This is a genomic window from uncultured Methanobrevibacter sp. (assembly GCF_946184425.1).
Lineage (GTDB): Archaea > Methanobacteriota > Methanobacteria > Methanobacteriales > Methanobacteriaceae > Methanocatella.
Genome location: NZ_CAMHFP010000002.1, coordinates 80,215 through 99,353 on the forward strand (window position 1 = coordinate 80,215; position 19,139 = coordinate 99,353).

General features: G+C 30.8%; 16 protein-coding genes. 13 read left to right on the plus strand and 3 right to left on the minus strand.

Going from position 1 to position 19,139, the window contains the following annotated elements:
* The first annotated feature begins 301 nt into the window (after nucleotides 1-301).
* Nucleotides 302-1,465, plus strand: a complete 1,164-nt coding sequence (locus Q0P94_RS00645) for a zinc ribbon domain-containing protein (protein WP_295112445.1) — start codon at nucleotides 302-304, stop codon at nucleotides 1,463-1,465.
* A 45-nt stretch (nucleotides 1,466-1,510) separates the two neighbouring features.
* Here Q0P94_RS00645 and Q0P94_RS00650 read toward each other — a convergent pair whose 3' ends face one another.
* Together Q0P94_RS00650 and Q0P94_RS00655 are read right to left on the minus strand one after the other, a co-directional pair.
* Nucleotides 1,511-2,008, minus strand: a complete 498-nt coding sequence (locus Q0P94_RS00650; RefSeq protein ID WP_295112447.1) for a hypothetical protein — start codon at nucleotides 2,006-2,008, stop codon at nucleotides 1,511-1,513.
* A 32-nt stretch (nucleotides 2,009-2,040) separates the two neighbouring features.
* The gene (locus Q0P94_RS00655; RefSeq protein ID WP_295112450.1) at nucleotides 2,041-2,805 is read right to left on the minus strand and encodes an alpha/beta fold hydrolase; all 765 of its coding nucleotides are present in this window, start codon (nucleotides 2,803-2,805) and stop codon (nucleotides 2,041-2,043) included.
* Nucleotides 2,806-3,039: 234 nt separating this feature from the next.
* Between Q0P94_RS00655 and Q0P94_RS00660 the strand changes: the two genes are divergently transcribed.
* From Q0P94_RS00660 to Q0P94_RS00715, 12 genes are all read left to right on the plus strand, one after another.
* Nucleotides 3,040-4,425 (plus strand): glycosyltransferase, encoded by a 1,386-nt coding sequence (locus Q0P94_RS00660; RefSeq protein WP_295112453.1) that lies wholly within the window; start codon nucleotides 3,040-3,042, stop codon nucleotides 4,423-4,425.
* 15 nt (nucleotides 4,426-4,440) lie between these two features.
* A complete protein-coding gene (locus Q0P94_RS00665) occupies nucleotides 4,441-6,759 on the plus strand; it encodes a hypothetical protein (RefSeq protein ID WP_295112455.1) in 2,319 nt (772 codons plus the stop codon).
* 264 nt (nucleotides 6,760-7,023) lie between these two features.
* The gene (locus tag Q0P94_RS00670; RefSeq protein ID WP_295112458.1) at nucleotides 7,024-7,866 is read left to right on the plus strand and encodes a pyridoxamine kinase; all 843 of its coding nucleotides are present in this window, start codon (nucleotides 7,024-7,026) and stop codon (nucleotides 7,864-7,866) included.
* Nucleotides 7,867-8,063: 197 nt separating this feature from the next.
* Nucleotides 8,064-8,846 (plus strand): class I SAM-dependent methyltransferase, encoded by a 783-nt coding sequence (locus Q0P94_RS00675; RefSeq protein WP_295112460.1) that lies wholly within the window; start codon nucleotides 8,064-8,066, stop codon nucleotides 8,844-8,846.
* A 169-nt stretch (nucleotides 8,847-9,015) separates the two neighbouring features.
* Entirely contained in the window at nucleotides 9,016-9,831 is an 816-nt protein-coding gene (surE, locus tag Q0P94_RS00680; RefSeq protein ID WP_295112463.1) for a 5'/3'-nucleotidase SurE, read from the plus strand.
* Nucleotides 9,832-10,043: 212 nt separating this feature from the next.
* Complete coding sequence (locus Q0P94_RS00685; protein WP_295112466.1) at nucleotides 10,044-11,123, plus strand: acyltransferase; 1,080 nt, start codon at nucleotides 10,044-10,046, stop codon at nucleotides 11,121-11,123.
* A 121-nt stretch (nucleotides 11,124-11,244) separates the two neighbouring features.
* On the plus strand, nucleotides 11,245-12,273 hold the full coding sequence (locus Q0P94_RS00690; protein ID WP_295112469.1) for a HisA/HisF-related TIM barrel protein: 1,029 nt from the start codon (nucleotides 11,245-11,247) through the stop codon (nucleotides 12,271-12,273).
* A 398-nt stretch (nucleotides 12,274-12,671) separates the two neighbouring features.
* Nucleotides 12,672-15,623 (plus strand): SGNH/GDSL hydrolase family protein, encoded by a 2,952-nt coding sequence (locus Q0P94_RS00695; protein WP_295112473.1) that lies wholly within the window; start codon nucleotides 12,672-12,674, stop codon nucleotides 15,621-15,623.
* 206 nt (nucleotides 15,624-15,829) lie between these two features.
* Complete coding sequence (locus Q0P94_RS00700) at nucleotides 15,830-16,093, plus strand: hypothetical protein (protein ID WP_295112475.1); 264 nt, start codon at nucleotides 15,830-15,832, stop codon at nucleotides 16,091-16,093.
* Nucleotides 16,071-16,271 (plus strand): hypothetical protein, encoded by a 201-nt coding sequence (locus tag Q0P94_RS00705; RefSeq protein ID WP_295112477.1) that lies wholly within the window; start codon nucleotides 16,071-16,073, stop codon nucleotides 16,269-16,271. The genes Q0P94_RS00700 and Q0P94_RS00705 overlap by 23 nt, the downstream gene beginning before the upstream one ends.
* 122 nt (nucleotides 16,272-16,393) lie before the next feature.
* Nucleotides 16,394-16,924 (plus strand): hypothetical protein, encoded by a 531-nt coding sequence (locus Q0P94_RS00710; protein WP_295112480.1) that lies wholly within the window; start codon nucleotides 16,394-16,396, stop codon nucleotides 16,922-16,924.
* 107 nt (nucleotides 16,925-17,031) lie between these two features.
* Nucleotides 17,032-18,219, plus strand: coding sequence for an STAS domain-containing protein (locus Q0P94_RS00715; protein WP_295112483.1), 1,188 nt, complete (start codon nucleotides 17,032-17,034; stop codon nucleotides 18,217-18,219).
* A 16-nt stretch (nucleotides 18,220-18,235) separates the two neighbouring features.
* Here Q0P94_RS00715 and Q0P94_RS00720 read toward each other — a convergent pair whose 3' ends face one another.
* A complete protein-coding gene (locus tag Q0P94_RS00720; protein ID WP_295112486.1) occupies nucleotides 18,236-18,832 on the minus strand; it encodes a zinc-ribbon domain-containing protein in 597 nt (198 codons plus the stop codon).
* Between the last annotated feature and the right edge of the window lie 307 nt (nucleotides 18,833-19,139).

The following is a 19,139-nucleotide window of genomic DNA, read 5'->3' on the forward strand; positions in this document are numbered from 1 at the left end:
TGTTCAATCCGATTCAATAATATAATATTTTATTTATGTTTTTCAATTATAATATATTTTTTTGTAAATTCTCTTCGCTGATTGAAATGATTAAAAGATGAAATTATAATTTTAAACTTTCAAAATTGGGAATAAATATATTGTCAACTATTTTAGACAATCCTGGTGTATTTTAAATATTATATTCTTTAAATAATTAATTATAGAGGTTATGTTAACAAAAGGTTAGCAGATCATATTCTATAATTTTATAAAAATTGTAGAAGGATTTTTTCTCAATTAATTTGGGAGGAGGGATTATATGAGGATCTGTCCTGAATGCGGTACTGAAAACAGTGATAATTCAAAATTTTGTAGAAATTGCGGAAGCAGTTTTGAAAATCTTGCAACAGATGATTTGGGAGTTGGTCAAAACAAACGAAATGTAGGCAATGCTTCAAATCAGAAAAATAAATGGATAGCATTAATATTAAATTTTATTGGAGGAATGATTGCTTATTGTTTTAGTGGTATAGGACATATACTTTATCTTCGATTGTATAAACGGGGATTAATTTTATGTGCAATAGGATTATTAATTACCGCAATATTTGGCATAATTGCTATTTTCAATGATAGTTTCACTGTCACTTTATTATCATTGATATTTGGATTCGGATTGATAATTTATTCTATGTATGATGCTTATAAATGCACTGATGCAATAAATGAGGGCAAACAGTTGCCTTTGCTTTTCAATGCAATAGATTCAGAATCCATGTCAAAATCAAAGGTAATAGCAGTTATTCTAATTTGCGTTGTTGCTCTATTTGCTTTGGTGGGAGCCATAATTTTATCTCCAGAACCTGATTATTCTCCGCAACTTACCAATGGCCTTAGTGGGGATATTATAGGTGGGGATGTCGAAGACTATGATGTTCAAATAAAAATTATCTGTCCTGTTGAATGGTCTGCTTCAATTGGTGATGAAAATACCAGCACTCATTATGAAGGAACAGGCAATAGGACTATTAATATTGATTCTGATGATTATGAAGTAATTGCTGCTGCTGTGCAGAAGACTAAAAGTGGTTCGGATAATCTGAAGGTTCAGATTATAAAAGATGGTAAGGTTGTTGATACAGAAAGCACTACTAAAGATTATGGTGTTGTTACTGTAAGCGCCACTCTTGACGGTAAAACTTTTGCCAATCCTAGTTCTGATAAGATACAGTTTAAAATTACCTGCCCTGTTGAATGGTCAGCCTCCATTGGTGGAGATGACACAAATACACATTATGAGGGAACAGGCAATAAAATCATTGAAGTTGACCCTAAAAACTATAAAGTGATCGCTGCTGCTGTGCAGAAGACTAAAAGTGGTTCGGATAATCTAAAAGTTGAAATTATAAAAGATGGTAAGGTTGTTGATACAGAAAGCACTTCTAAAGATTATGGTGTTGTAACTGTAAGTACGACTATTTAATATTATTTCTTACCATTCTTTTTTTTTAAATCAAAATTGTGATTGTTATTCCGGTAGACTTTCTGTCCATTGATAAGCGATTCTTGCGGATTTGTCATTAACATATACAGTTCCGCATTTCTTAAAATCATTTCTTTCAATTAGTTTTTGCATCACCAGATTGTTTTTGTGCGTGTCTATTCTAATGTTTTTGGATATGCTTTTGCAGTATTTGATGGCGCAATCGAAAATACCTCTGCACTTACCGTCACTTGCAATTCTGTGTACAGTTACATATGCATCATCATTTAACCATTCACCATTTTCGATGTATCTGTATGTGGGTTCATCACCTCTAAAAAGTGCAAATACTCCATGAGGAGATTCATTTTCATAAATCAGATAGCAAATTTCATTTTCAATGTCATTTTCTATCAATTCTTTTGTAGGGTAATGATGTCCCCACTGTGTCGGATTTCCGGATTTAATCATGAAATTCTGTGCAATTTCATATATTTCCATGATTTTATCCAAGTCGTCAGTTACGGCTTTTTGGATATGCATTTTTTTTGACCTACAATAATTATTTTTGTCAGTTAATGATTTTTATAAAAATTATTCAAGATTTTTATTATTTCAGCATTGTTTTTTCCAACAAGAAGATTATGTCTCACATCATCAAAAACGATTAAATCTGATGAGGAAATGCTTTTATGAATAAGTTTTTGCTTATCCAATGGTATAATCTCATCATATTTTCCCGCCAAAATTAATGTAGGCACGTTAATATTGGAAATGCTTTTTTCAGCATTGAAATTTATGCAGGCGTCAACCGCTTTTTCATAAGCCTCAAGGTTTGTATTTTGTGATGAAATCTGCTTTAGGATTTCCAGTTCTTCACGATTTTTTTCAATGACTTCCGGGCACAATACTTTTTCAATCATAAAGTCAAAAAAGTCTTCAAATGATTTGTTTAATTCCTCTTTAAATTGACTGAACAGCTTTGATAAGTAGTCATCACATTTTAGAAATGTTGACATCAAAACAAGAGAAGACACATAATCTGGATATCTGATTGCAAAATCAATTGCTACAGCACCGCCTAGGGAAAATCCAATTACATTTGCTTTTTCAATTTTCAATTCATCCAATATCTTTTTTAAATCATTAGCATAAGTGTTTATGCATATTTCATCTGCACCTAACTCAGATTCACCATGTCCTCTTAAATCAATTCTTATGATTTTATAATTGTTTTTAAGGCTGCTTGTCAATATTTCCCAGTATCTTAAATCGTCCGAAAGGCCATGTATGAATATTAAAGTTTTTCCTTCACCTTCAACAATGTAATTTAGTTTCATAGTTTCCCCATTCATGTTTATATATACTATTTATTTTTACAGTTAAATTTTTATTAAATTATTTCTTTAAATTAAAAAATTTTTATTAAACTATTAATTATTGTTCACCATTTTTTGTTAAGTTGAATTGGCCTTTAAATCTTTAATTGTTTTAAAAATATATCTTTTGTATAAAAAAGTTTAAATTAAATGTTTTTTATAAAACCTTATTAATTAGTATATATTTGTGATTTTATGAAGCCAAAAATTTCAGTTATAATTCCCGTTTACAATGATGAAGAATATATTGGTAGATGCTTAAACAGTCTCATTAACCAGTCATTAAAAGAAATTGAAATCATATGCATAAATGATGGATCTAATGACAATTCTCTTGAAATCCTTGAGGAATATAAAAACAAAGATGACAGGATACAGATTATTTCCCAAAAAAATCAGGGAGCGGGCATCAGTAGAAATAATGGAATAAAATTGGCAGAGGGGGAGTATATTTCATTTGTAGATGCCGATGATTGGATGGAATTGGACTCGTTAGAGAAATTATATAAAAATGCCAATGCTAATGATTCAGAAATGGTTTTATTCAATTCAATCGAGCATGGAATCAATGAATTAACAAGGGAAAGAATTTATCTGCCTGCTGATGAATCCGTTGATTACGATAATTTTGTTTTTGATTATAACTATGAAAAGAAGTTAGTCATGAATAAGATGTTTGTGATATGGTCAAAAATTTATAAAACTTCCTTTTTAAAGGAAAACAATTTGGAGTTTTACAGTCATAAAATATTCAATGATGTTCAATTCCATATAGAATCAATGCTTCTGGCCAAAAGGATTTCCTATCTTCCGGAAATTCTATATCACTATAACAGGGCTAATGAAAATTCTCTTCAAACAAAAGCAACATCATCAAACAATAAGATTATAATTTTTGATGTTTTCAGGGGAGTTAAGGATTTTTTAATTAATCATAACTATTATGATGAGTTTAAGCAGAATTTTGCACAATTTATGATAGTTGAATCCAGAGCTAATCTTCTTAAAACCTCTGATGAATTTAAAGATGATTATTATTACACCTTGAGGTCAGAATTTATTAAAATGAATTTTGATTCTGAAACCCTCAATAAGTTTCCTTTCGGTTTGTATAATTTCTATATGCTGGTCTTGAACTGTGAAACTTACAGTAATTTTGATTTATTTAAAACTAAAATTAGCAAAGACGATATTGAAATAGATGAAATTAGTGAAATTACTTTAAATGATGATGAATCTATTGGAGGTCAAACCGGGCAGCAGGAAGTTCTATTGTCTCAGGACAAATTATTCTTGTTCAATCTGGAACATCAACTCTACAGAAAGAATAAGCATATTAAAAATCTCAACAATAAAATAAATATTCTCGAACAAAAGAATGAAAAATTAAACAATAAATTAACCTCTTTTGAAAATAATAACATTAAGCTAAAAGAAAAAAACAAAAAATTAAAAACAAAAAATCAGGACATTATAAATCAAAATAAGGAACTTAAAAAATTAATTAAAGAATATGAGTCTTCAACAAGTTGGAAAATCACAAAACCGTTAAGAAAAACAACAAATATGTTTAAAAAATAGTATGGAGGTTAAACGATGTCATTTGGAGAAAATTTTTTGGTGGATAATTTTTTCATAATTGATTCAAAAAACTTAAATCAGGTAACAACTTCTTTTTATGGGTATTCAATCGATTCACAGGGTAATGTATTTACTGAGTATGATGAGGATATTGAATTAACTTCCGACGGAGCTTATGTTTTGGTAGATGTTTATGAAGATAAAATAGTCATTAATCAGGATTTTATGGGTTCCTATGGATTATATTTATATCAAAATGATGATTATTTTGCTATTTCAAATTCATTTATCAAATTGGTGGATTATATAAAGTTAACTCAAAAAATTTCACTCAATCAGGATTATGCAAATGATTTGCTTTTTACAAATCTGTGTTCAAGGGCGTATAATGAGACATTGGTAAACGAGATTGAATGTTTGTCAAGAAACTGCATTGTCACTATAGATAAATCAGATAAAACAGTTGAATTTGACTACATTGACTATGGAGAAAGTACCATTCCCATAGATTCAAAAAATGCTTTGGATATTCTGGATGATTGGTTCTACAAATGGGTAAACATAATAAGATTGTTGAAAAGCAAAACAAATAATCTCGCTTTTCATCTGTCCGGCGGTTTTGACTCAAGAATCATTGCGGTATTGTGGTTATCTGCAAACATTAACCTGAATGACATTAAGATAGTGTCTATAAATGACCATCTCCACACTCATAAAGAAGATTTTGAAATTGCCAGTGAAATAGCTGATAAATTCAATTTTAAGTTAAATGAGGGAAAAATTAATGAGAAAATTATTGGATTTGAAGATATTCAAATGCCGATGATGAATTCTTTTTATACCAAACAAGGTTTTCACAAGGAAATGTATTTTAAAACATTCAGATATGAACATCCTGTCTATACATTCACAGGTTCCGGAGGAGGTGTTATAAGAGAATTAAACAATGAAGTTCCATCAGAATTTATAGAGGATATTAAAAAGAGGAACCATAATGTGGATTATTCATTAACAAAATCATCAATCAATCTTTTTGAAAACGCACGCATTAGGTTAAATGAGAGATTCGCAGTTGACATGGATTCAAAGGAAATTGTAGATATATATCACAGAGAAGTTAGAAACAGGATTCATTTCGGCAAATCTGCTGTAGAGACATTTTTTGCAAACGACATTTCCTTAACTCCTTTATTAGATTCAAATCTAATTAAGATAAAGCTTACAACAGAGGAGTGCAAAGACAATAATCTGTTGATGGCATTGATTTTCTCAAGATTCTACCCTCAATTATTGGAATTTAAAATTGAAGGCAACCGTGGATTCAGACAGGAAACAATAGATTATGCCAATAAAATTAATGAACAATATCCATTTGAATTAAAGGACTTTACAAGAATTCCAGATATGGAATCTGATGAAAAGAGTGAAAATATCATTTTAAACGATGAATACATATCAAGACGGGACATTGATAATTATCTGGAAGAAATTTTTAATTCCAGAACTTTTGAAAAGGAATTTGAGAAATATTTCTCATTTGAATCATATTCATATATACATAAAATCACAAAAAATACTCAGTATTATCCTTTAAAAGCTGTTTATGCTGCAATAGCGGTTTTAAAAATTATCAAGGATGTTGAATTTTCCAATAGGGGAATCGATTATTCAGAAATGGACTGGCTTGACGGTTTCTTTGATGATAAAAACTTGGTTAGATTAATTAAACTTGAAGACAAAAAGGATTTGATTAAATTTGCAACTGCCAGATTGGATATTAAAAACAACGGTGAAAATAATTCAATTGAAGTCATTAAAAATTCGGATGAATATTCCCGTCAGCAATTCCCTCGCTGGTTTGAAGATTCCAAAGGAAAAGGTCTGGTTATTGAAAGTTATAGGGGAGAATTGGATTTGCAGCTCCAATGTGTCAATAAAGGTAATCTTGAAATAAAACTAAAGGGAGTAGACATTAGGGATGAATCAGGTAACAAATTGCCTATTTATATTAATTACACTTCTTTCATGATTAATGGTGAAAAGCACATAGAAAATGTTTTGACAAAAAATGATGAACCCTTCGTATATAAAAAAGAAGTTGAAGATCAGGAAATTGTTGAAATGCATGTTGAATGGCATCCTTTGAATTCAAAATCAGTTTATCAAAATAAACTTAAAATCAAAAATGATAATCTGCAAAATGAGAACTGGGAACTTTTAAGAAAATTGGATGATATAAAATCTAAATGCAATCAGCTTGAAATTGAGAATAAAAACCTTAAAGAAAAGAATGATTCAAAATCTTCAAAATTCAAATCATTTTTAAGGAAATGATTTTTATTTTATTTATCAGTGAAATAATGGGCTATGAACTATTTGGATTGGGGATTTGATTCTCTTTAAATATCAGAATATCAAAATATGATTTATATTGAAATTTTTTAAAGTATTTTTAAAAATTAAATGATATTTTTTAAATTTTGTATTTTTTTTACAAAAAATATTAATGATTATTATAAAAAATAATATAAAATTTTATATATGTGAAGATTAATATATTATGAACAGAAATGTTACTAAACTAATTGGGTTGAAAAAATGAATGAATCTACAAAAATATTAACTATTCAGGATTTGTCCTGTTTCGGGCAATGCTCTATAACCGTTGCACTTCCAGTAGTTTCTGCATTTGGAATAGAAACTGCAGTGCTTCCTTCAGCTGTTTTATCCACTCATACTTCTGGTTTTACTGATTATACTGTTAGGGACCTAACAGATGACTTGCCTGCAATTCAAAAGCATTGGGAAAGTGAAAGAATATATTTTGATGCCATTTACACAGGATTTATTGCATCAGCAGAACAGATGGATTATATAAAAAGCATTATAGATTCACGACTTAAACCTAACGGAAGTGTATTTGTTGATCCTGCAATGGCTGATCATGGGGAATTTTATAATGGTTTTGACCAGGAATTTGCAGATAAAATGGGAGAACTTTGTAAATTGGGCGATTATATTCTTCCAAACACAACTGAAGCCTGTTATATATTACATAAACCTTGGAAAGAACATTTTTCCGAAGATGAAATGTTGGAAATGGCAAGGGAACTTGCAGATTTTACAAAAAGATATGTCATTCTCAAAGGATACGAAAGGGAAAATGAGCTTGGAATGATTATTTTCGATAAGAAAGACTCATCCGTTGAAATTGTTTTCAATGATAAAATCAATTATGTATCTCATGGAACAGGAGATGTTTTTGCATCATCTTTTGTCGGTTCAACTATACTTGGAAAAAACCCCTCTAGGGCGGCTAAAATCGCAGGAGAGTTTACAAAAATAGCTATTGAAAAAACAATTGGTGATGAAACACATACTTATGGTGTAAAATTTGAACAGGCCATTCCTGAATTATATGGTCTTTTGAAAAAATATTAATTTTTTATTTTTTTTATAAAATCATAATATATGTAATTTTTTTTATTATTTTTTTTTAATATTAATTTATTTAACATATTTTTAATAATTATATTCTATTTTTTTATTAATTTTGTTTAATTTAGGTATGCCTAAAAATTTATATAGTTATTAGTTCAATCATTATATAACTCAAAATAACCAATGGAGGAAAACTTATGATATTAGAAGGTGTAGAAAAAACAATGCTTTTGACATTATTTGCCAAAGCACAACATTCACAAAAAAAGAACCACAAATTTTACGATCAAAAAGCAATAGAGATAATATCCAAGATAGATTATGATTTCACAGTTGCAAATCAGGATAGATTTATGAAATATGGTGTGATTTCAAGAACAATTGTTCTTGATGAAATGGTTTCAGATTACATTAAAAAACATCCTCACTCTACTATAGTCAACATTGCTTCAGGAATGGATACAAGATTCAACAGACTGGACAACTGTTTAATCAAATGGTATAATATCGATTTGGAAAACTCAGTTAATTTCAGAAGACAATATCTTGAAGACACAGACAGGGTCAAAACACTTGCATACTCAGCAATGGATTCCAATTGGGCTAGTGAAATTAAAATAGAAAGTGGCAATGTTCTTTTTATCATTGAAGGTCTTAGCATGTATCTTACAGAAAATGACAATTCAGAAATTCTAAAAATAATAAATGACAATTTCAGACACTGCAGCATATTTGTTGAGATAATGCCTCCAGTTTCAGTAGAAAATGTAAAGGAAAAATCTGTAGAGCAGACCAGTTCAGAATTTATATGGGGTGTTGAAAAAGGTTCACAACTTCTTAATTTAAATTCCGGATTTAAGTGGATTCGAGATGTAAATCTTTTTGATGGAATGAACAAGTTCAAGCCGGCATTCAGATTGTTTACATGGCTTCCATTTTTGCGAAAAAAGATGGATTATATTGCAGTTTTGGAAAAATAGTTTTTAAGCTGATATTTTTAATAATATTATAAATTATTTTTCTAAATTTTATCTATTTGTACAAAACAAAATATCAAATTAAATTTTTTTCAAATCTTATATTTTTAGCTAAATATTTAAGATATTTGTACCATAATATTAATTATTAACATTTAAGGTTTTGACATTTATGAATATCTTAATATCCAATGATGATGGGGTTTTTGCACCGGGGATATTGGCTGCAAAACAGGCAGTTGAAGACTTGGGAAACGTTACGGTTGTCGCTCCTGATAAAAACAACAGCAGTGTAGGGCGTCGTTTAACATTATTCAAGCATTTGAAAATCAATAAATGTGAACTTGAAGATGGAAGCCTTGCCTATTCTGTTTCTGGAAGTCCTGCAGATTCTGTTGTAGTTGGTGCAAACTATATAATGGATGAAAAGCCTGACCTGGTCATAACCGGAATCAATCAGGGCGTTAATATAAGTTGTGATATTACTTCTTCTGGAACAGTCTGTGCAGCTTTTGAAGCGGTCAGTTTGGGAATACCTGCAATTGCAGTTTCATTGTTCATGGACCCTAAAACCTCTTATAAACAGGATGAAAACGGTGAATGGTTTTTGGATTATGATTTTACATTGACAAAGAAAGTTTTGCATGATATCGTTTTGAAGATAATCGAAGATGGCTTTCCAGAAGGCGTTGATTTATTCAATTTGAATGTGCCTTCAAATTATGATTGCGAAGAGGTTAAGATTACTCATTTGTCTCATAAGATGCTTGACAAGCAGGTCATTGATCGGAGCAGCAGTGAAAAATCAGAGTTATTCAATTATTCTCTGGATGAAAATCAGGATGATGAAGGTTTAATCATGATTACACCTGATCTAGTCAATGAATATGAAAAAGACAGTGACGGATATGCATTGATTGTTGAAAAAAGACCGAGTTTGACACCTCTGAATGTCAATATGACTCATGAAAATTTGAAGGATTGGTAGTTCATGTTTTATTTGTAAAATCTGATGATAATTCAGTAATTGATGCAACTGATGAAATAAATTTCAATAACTACTATTTTTTACATTTTTTTAGATTAATGATACTCATTTACAATCTGAATTCTATTTAAGCAAATTTTATATATTTTTTATACTAAACATTTATATTAAAGAGTATTTATTTCTTAAATTAATCATAAAAAATGAGTGTTATGTATAAGGTAGTAAACGGAAAAAAGAGAATTTTTTATTTAGACCAGTTAAGGGCGCTGGCTATAATGCTGGTTGTTTTGGCTCATGTTTTTAGAAATTTTTCAAATAATTTTGCTGTAGGAACTTGGCAATGGTACTTTTCAACACTGTGGGTTGATATTGCTGTAATGGGTGTGCCGTTGTTTTTGATGATAAGTGGTTCATTATTGCTAAATAGGGATTATGAACTCGGAAGCTTTTTGAAGCATAGATTTGCAAGGATACTTATACCATTCATTCCTTGGGCTATCTTATTGCCGTTTCTTTTGATGTTTGTAAACGGATATGATGTCTCTTTAGTATCATATAAAAATATCTTTTTAGATAAGCAGTATTGGTTCATATATATGCTGATTGGGGTTTATCTGTTCTTGCCTGTAATCAATTCATTTGTAAAGGAATTTAAGCTTCGGGGTGTTGAATATTTTTTAGTTGTGTGGCTTGTCACCATGGTATTGGGTTTTCTTAATAAGTATCCGTTCCATGAACTTGAGCTGAGTTATTTTGCAGGTTATCTCGGTTACTTTGTGATGGGATATTATTTGGCAAATAAGGATTTCAAACTGTCAGACAAGAATATGATCAGATTAGGTTTTATAATTGCTGTGGTATTCACATTCATCAATATGAGATATACAATTAGCCGTGGATTTACAACCAAATCAGTCATGTGGTGCACATATTTGACAATTGTTCCGGTAATGCAGGCAACAGGATTGTTTTTAATATTCAAATATTGGGCGGCATTCAGTTCCAAAAATCCGGGTTCATTCAAAAATAGGATTTATTCCTTCTTGAAGGATTCTTTCGTATTCAAAATAATTTTTGCAATAAGTACATACAGTTACGGTATATTTTTGGTGCATTATTTCCCTTTAAATACCCTTAAATATATTGGAAATCATATGATTCCATTTTTCAAGTGGAACCCTCTCATTTGGCTGCCATTAAATTATATTGCTGTATTTGTTTTGGCATTCTTAATCGTATTTATCTGCGGCCATATTCCATTCATAAAACGATTTAGTGGTGCACATTAATGTATTAATATCATTTTAATACATTATCTTTTTTTATTATTTTTTTTAGGAGCATGAGGTTTACAACTGCACTGTTATGCATACATCAATATTTATATCTTCAAAAAATTAATTGTTTATTATGAAGGATATATTTGACCGTTGCGGCTTCGGAAGTTTTGAACTTAACAGCAGGATAGTTAGAACAGGTTTATGGGAGTCCCAAAGAGAACCTCTCGGAAATTTCACACCAGAAATATATGACAGATATGAAAGCATTGCCGCAAGCGGTGTAGGATTAATAATTACTGAAGTAATTTCACTTTATCCCCGCGATGTCTTTTCAAAATACACTCACACCATTAATTTTAATCGTTTTGTAAGAGAAGCAAAGGACTTAACAGATCTTGTTCATGTATATGACGTGCCTATTTTTGCTCAGTTAGCCTTTGTACAGTATAACAAAAGAACTGAACAGAATCTGGAAGCTGAAGATTTATCAATTGAGGACATCAGAAAAATCCAGGCTGATTTCATTATAGCTGCGCAAAAAATGGATTTTGCAGGTTTTGACGGAATACAAATAGCGCTTGGAAACAATTATTTCCTGAGTCGTTTCATTAACCCTTCATATAATTTTCGTCATGATGAATATGGTGGTAATACGCTGAACAGGTTAAGGATGGTATTGGAAATCATTAAAGTTATCAAACAGAATACCAAATTGCACATCAACTGCAGATTAAATGCTTATGATGAATCCCAGAATGGAATGACAATTGATGAGACCATTGAAATAGCTAAACTGCTTGAAAAGCATGGTGCTGATTCACTCCAAATAACCCGTCCTCTATCATCTGTCTTTTTCACCCGCAATAATACTGAAAGCAACCCTTTAATTGATGCAACTGAAAAGATTCTAGAAGAGATTGACATTCCTGTTATTTTAGGAGGTGGACTGACCAGTCAGAATCAAATAAATAAATTGCTGAATGAAACCAATATCGAATATGTATCTATGCAACGACCATTTGTTGCTGACCCAAGCTTTCTGGTTGACTGGCAAATTAAAGGCAATGGTGAAAGTTTTTGTCAGGCATGCAATAACTGTTATTCAAAAAAGGCAAGTACCTGTCATTTAAAGCCATGCAGTCCCGAGTATTATAAATGAACTTTTTTTTTTTATCTGCTATAACTGCCTTGAAATTGCCATGTGATTTGAAAATATCAAATCAATCAGACATTATTCAATTTCTGTTGGAAAAATTAATTCATTTGTTCCATTGACCTGTATTAAATTAGATTCATAGTTCTTAAAACTATTTGATCATGCTTTTTACCTAAATTTTAGGTTATATGGCTCAGATTATTTTACCAGTTCAATTGTAATTTATTATTTGCTTGGTGTCCATAAAATCTTTATTTTTATTTAATATTTAATGTATATCAAATAAAACGAATATTTGATAAATTAAATTTAAATTAAGAAAAGAAAATCTTTTTTAACTATTATTAATTAATATAATGATTAAGTTAATCAAGGTATGTTTAATTTAATTGGGAGATATTATGAATAAGTTTTTCAAAAAAACAGTAATTGCAGTTTCCATTTTATTAATTTTATTTTTGATGATGGGTTTTGCTTTCTCCAGTGGAAATAATTCCAGTAATTCATCATTTGAAAAATTTTATGAAAATTCAAATTCACAATCACATGACATTAACATTTCAGGTAATGTAAGTCTTAATGATAATGGCACTTCAGATGATTTTAAAGAAAATGAAGAAACCCCTCAAAATTCAAGTGGAAACAATAACAGTAGCAATTTAACTAACAATAGTTCGATTTCAGATAATACTCCTGAAGAAATGTATGAATCTACAAAGGTTAACTATAAACCATTAACAACAGATTACACTGAAGGTTACGTGTTTTTTCCTGTTTATGCTTATGATATTGTAAGTTATGATGGAATCAGATACATCAATCCAAAATATAATTCAATCGTTAAATTAATTGTATTCACAGGAAGCACTTTCAAGAATTATTCGGGCAAAATTGGAGATAATGGGATAGCTCAGGTTAAGTTGTATGGCTTAAGTATAGGAAATCATATAATTAAAATTCATGTTGATGGAAAATATTACGGTTCATCATCTATAAAGGTTTTAAAATCTACCGCTCGGGTATATGCACCTCTTACACAGGTAAATTATAATAGAACCAATTATTTTTTTATCAGGGTTATTGATACACATAATTTCAATGTCAAGGCGACTATACTGAAAATCAAGGTTTATTCCGGCAGTAAATATAAAATATACACAGTTAGAACAAATGCTGCTGGCCTTGCAAGAATGCACACTAAAGGTTTATCATTGGGTGTTCATAATGTCATTATCTATTCCGTTAACAGTAAGTTTAACATTAATAAGGCTTCAAAAATTATCGTCAGGAAAAGTGCAAATAACACAGTTAAGCAGGTGGTGGGATATACCCAAAACGGAATAGTGAAATATAAAGACAAAACTTATTTCAAGATAACTGTCAAAAATACATTAGTTTTCCCAGTTAAACAGTTGCTTTTGAATGTAAAGGTGAATTCAGGTAAATATTATAATATATATAAAGTTAGAACTAATTCAAATGGAGTTGCTAGCCTGAATACTGGTGGATTATCATTAGGTAATCATAATGTACTGATTACGTCAGCCAACACAAATTATTTGTTAAAAAAGATTTCACTGATTTCGGTGCAAAAGAATGTTGTGAATAATAAAATAGAAAAAACAAGGTTAAAATCTTTAATTTTTAATCATCCTGGCAATGATTATTTTGCAAAACTGACATGGACTTCAAAGAAAAATGCCGATTATCAAATTCTAAGAAAGTCTGAAGGTAATTTTAAAATAATTGCGACAGTAACCGCCAATAGTGAAGAAATGTCTTTTATAGATAAGGTTTGTGAAAATGATTCCTATACATATTCTGTCAGGGAAATAATAACCAAGGGCAATACAAAAATATTGGGGCCTTATGATTCAGAGGGATTGAAACTATTGAAATATCCTACAGTAAGTGTTGAATTTTACAATAATAAGGCGGTAATCCATTGGAGTAAAGTTTCAGGTGCAACAAAATACTTAATATATAATAAAATCGGAAAAGAAGGCAAGTTTAAATTAATCGGCACAGCAGATGGAAGTAAACTGAATTTTGCTCACTATTACTATAAATCCGCAGGTGATGAGATTAAAAGGAATTTCACTGAATATTACTATAAATCTGCACCAGACATATCTGATAAACTGATAAAAGGTGTTTTCATTGATCCAAGTTCAAATGATTTGGTCTACACAGTCAGAGCCTGCACAATAGGAAAAGTTGACGGTGTAGAAAAAACAAGTTTCGGTACATATCTAATCGACGGTGATTTTCACCTTGAATGCCCAACTATAATTTCCCTTTCTGAGGGCATTATAACCTGGGACACAGTTCCAAATGCCGACGGTTATCTTATATTGAAAAATAATAATTCAGATAATGTGTGGAATGTAATAAAACAGGTAACTAAAAATACTGAGGTTCATCAGTCTGCGGAAATTGGTGAAATTGAGAAGGATTCCTATTATGCCGTGCAGGCATATTCCAATAAAAATGGTGAAATTATTTATGGGGGATATGATGAAGGTTTCACCCTTAAGCATTTTTCTCAAAATTATTCTAATAACAGTATATTGTATATTGGAGATAGTCTTACTTTCGGAGCATATTATTCTTCAAGTAAAAATGACTTCTTCTCCATACCTTATAGAGTGGCGCAGTTAATTGGTGGAGTGTATTATAATCCTTCAATTATGGGGTCTACTTATCATAGTCTTGAAAAAAATATTAATAATGTTAGAGATGTCCTTATTAATGCTGTAATAAATCCAATATATTCAGGAAAACCTCCTTTTTCTGGCCGAAATATGGTTTATACAAATAATAGTATTGGTCAGGCAAACACACGTATTGCAGATTATGATGTAGTTGTAATGGCTGCCGGAACTAACGATTACATTACGGATGCCAAATTAGGCTCTTTGAATAGTAATGATACAAAAACATTCAATGGTGCAATCAACTATATTTTGAATAAAATAGAAAAATCAAGTGAATATCGTGTTAATCATGGAAAAACACCAATTAAGGTGGTTTTTGTTGATTTATATTATAGTGATACTGTTTATGACCTGAAAAAGATAACAAACAGGGATGTAACTCCTAACAATATTGGATTGACATTGACAAATTATCAGAATGCTTTAAATAATCAGATTAAAAAATGGAATACCAGCGAATTTTTGACATTTTATCAATTTAAGACAAGAAGCTATAATATAGTTACCCAGCATAATTGCGCATATACCACATCCGATAATTTACATTTAACCAGAGCTTCCTACAGCAAATACGGCAATGCATTTGCGGAGTTCCTTGTAAATAATGTTTACACTAATTCAACGGTTAATTTTTAGAGGTATAATATTTACATTTTTTTCACAAAATTTTTCTTTAAAGTAACTTTGAATTCTGTATAGGTCAATTAATTTTAATTGAATATTTGAACAATTTATAGCAAATTTAAGTGTATGTGTGCACTTGCATTCGGAAATATTTATATATATTTTATTTATATGATATTTAATAGAGATTATATTTCACTAAAAAAAGGTGATTAATATTGAACATTAAAGGAGTTTTAATTTTAGTTATCGTGACAAGTATTTTAATCAGTAGCGTATGTGCGGCTGGAGTCAATGACTTTAAAGTTGACAGCTCATTCAAAAATGTATACAGTTCAGAATATTATGCAGTATATGCAACAAACGATCAAACATCTGGAATAAGCATCTACAAAAATGTAAACGACGATGTATATGACGACCAATACAACGATGATGTCCTAGACGGAGCAATTCACCATGACGGAAGAGAATACACCTAGTGGATGGGCATGGTTCTTAATTCAAGACAATGAATCAAAATATTTAAAATATCCGTACATTATTAGGGTATTTGAAAGATTCAAGACCAGTTATATGAAGGTGATTTTGATAATAATGAAAGATATGAACTGGGTGAAAAGACATCTGAAATATCTGATTTTTTCTGTTTTTAACTGAATTAATCATGTTTGAATTTTCATCTGAAGTTTTACATGCTTTTCAAATGAATTTATGGAAAATGATATTAACATTCAAATCCAAATTTATATCTATATATTTCAAAATAGTGAGATGATAATATGCACACATGTCCCGACTGTGGCTCAATAATTATGGAAGGAGACCCCTATTGCACACATTGCGGAGCTCATCTGTCCTGGAGTGACGATTATGGCTCTCAAGGAAGGTCAAATATGGGATACTCCGATTTTGATGACTCCCTTGAAAAATCATTAGAATTTGAAAAAAGACATCAGGAACTCATTAATAAAATATGTGAAAAATATAAAGTGGAACTGGAAGATTTGGACATTAAAGATGGATATACAGAATATATTTTCCTTAGAAAAACACCATACTACACTTTAAAAATCGTTGCAACAGACCAGTACGGTGGAATGATTGGAATTATAAATGATGCAACAAGAGTTGATTTTACAAAAATACTGGAAAACAGGGATTATCAGGAAATGATTAAGGATTTGGGGCCTCATAAATTAACTACAGATCTTTACAGGGATGAAATGCATATCGTCACACAAGATGCCATCTACCAGATAGATATGGAAAATAAGAAGTTAATAGAGGTAAAAAAAGAGAAAGTTACATAATATTTTGCGAAACAGGAGATATTATGAACAATGTGTTTAGTTTTGAAGGAATAGAAATTAATCAGGACTTGTTGGAGAGAACAAATCCCATATTTAACACTGCTCGGATGACTCTTTTTCAGCTGGCGGTAGCAGGTCATGATGATGCAATGGATATAGTTGAAAAGTTGAATCTTACCAAGGAAGATACACAGAACAGCAAAACTGTCAAGGCCGATGAGGATGATCTTTTTGTTAACAGCGTCATTATGGATGTGAGATATTTTACCAGTGGAAAGCTCGCTAAGGAATCTGGTTTAACCGTGGTTGACTTGCCATGCGGTTTCACACCCAGAGCCCTTGAATTTTCAAAAAGCGGCAGGAAATATGTTGGAATGGATCTTCCCGCAACAATCAATGAAGTTGAACCTGCCATTATGTCACTGCTGGATGAAAACCAAAAAAAGCTTGTTAGTTTTGAAGGCGTGGATGCAACAAATTATCAGTCCCTTAAGTCTGCATTTGACAAAATTGATGGTGAGGTATGCATAACAACAGAGGGGCTCCTGATGTATCTTACAAATTCCGAGATGGATGTCATGTGCGATAACATTAAAAAGATTCTTCAAGAGCATGGAGGATACTGGATTACTCTTGATCCTGAAATATCTTTTCTCTATGTTTTGATAGTGAAAGCTTTTTATGGTGATCGAACAAGGGAAATTATGTATCGGTCTAGGTTTAGAATAGAGGATAAATCTGATGTAAAGGCTGTGCGCAATACAATAACTGTTCGTGTCGTAGGTGATGTTCAGGAAAATATGAGAAATGCAATTAATTATATTGCCTCAAGGGGATTTAAACTGGAAAGGATACCATTTGCAGACCATGTTCCTGAGTTTAAAAGTTTAAAGAATGCAGACCCTAAAATTGCAGACCATATCAAGGAAGGCCTTAAGAGAGTGTGTATATGGAAGATTTCCGTAGATGAATCGGATAAGGAGGAAATTTCTGATTCCGGAACTGAGTCTTTTGATGCAGATGCGTCAATTGATGGTGACATGCTTAATCTCATCATGTCAGGAAATTTAGATTCATTAAGTGCACCTAATCTTCTTGCCAATTATGAAAAGATTAAAAAAGATAATGCTTTAAGAAGCGTGATGATTGATTGTTCAAAACTGGAATATGTATCATCTGCAGGTCTGCGCGTTCTTCTTATTATGCATGATGGCTGCAGGGGTGGAGTTGTAATGAAGTCATGCAATGAAAGGGTCAGAGAAGTTTTATCAGATACTGATATAAAAATTAAATAAATTGATTCAGCAATTATCATTCATAATCTTCACAATAACATCCTTTGCATATATGATGTCCTAAATTGCAGTAATACTCAACATATCCATCAATTTCCATATCTCCAACAATTCCTCCGTAACTGTCAAAAAATTCCTCGTAGAAATGTATGCAAGTAAAACTGCAGTAGCCTCCACGGGTCGGTGGAGTGTTTTCTATTTGTTTTCTTCTCATTTCTTTTTCTTTAGCTATTCTGGCTTCTTCTTCAGCTCTTTTCTGATCTATTCTGATTTTATTTTCCTGCATTAACTGATTTATCCTATCTTCAACTTCTCCACTTTTAATTTTCCCGGAGTCGATTTCTTCGTAAACCTGTTTTTTGATATTTTCCGCCGTATTAAAACCTATACCCATTCTGAGTATTTCCTCAGTGAAACTTGCCTTGAATAATATTCCTCCCCCCATTACTTTTTTAAGCTGATTTCTGGCTCTTTCTTTTTCGTATTTATCCTGAACTGATTTTAATGAAGTGTCCTGTTTCATATCCTCTTTATCTATTTTAGTCCCACAATTACCGCAATAATTATAATCTTTTTCTAATTTGGCCCCGCAGTTAGTGCAAAAATTGCCCATATTATCATTCCCCAATTCAATCTTATTAAACACAGTTTAGTCTAAACTTATATATATGTTTCTAAGTTCTGCCATTTATATTAACTGTATTTATATTTTTTTCAAGGTAAATGAAGATGAATATGCATAATATTGCAGCAATAATTGCGAGTAATTGGGAAAAAATTATGGAAAAGAGACAGATTAAGTTATTTCTATTCTAAGAATGATACGGAAGATAAAACTGTTTTTAAAAAGAAAATTAGTAACTTTCAACAAAGGGATGAATTACTATTATATTTCTCTCTTTTTTGTATATTTTTTAAAA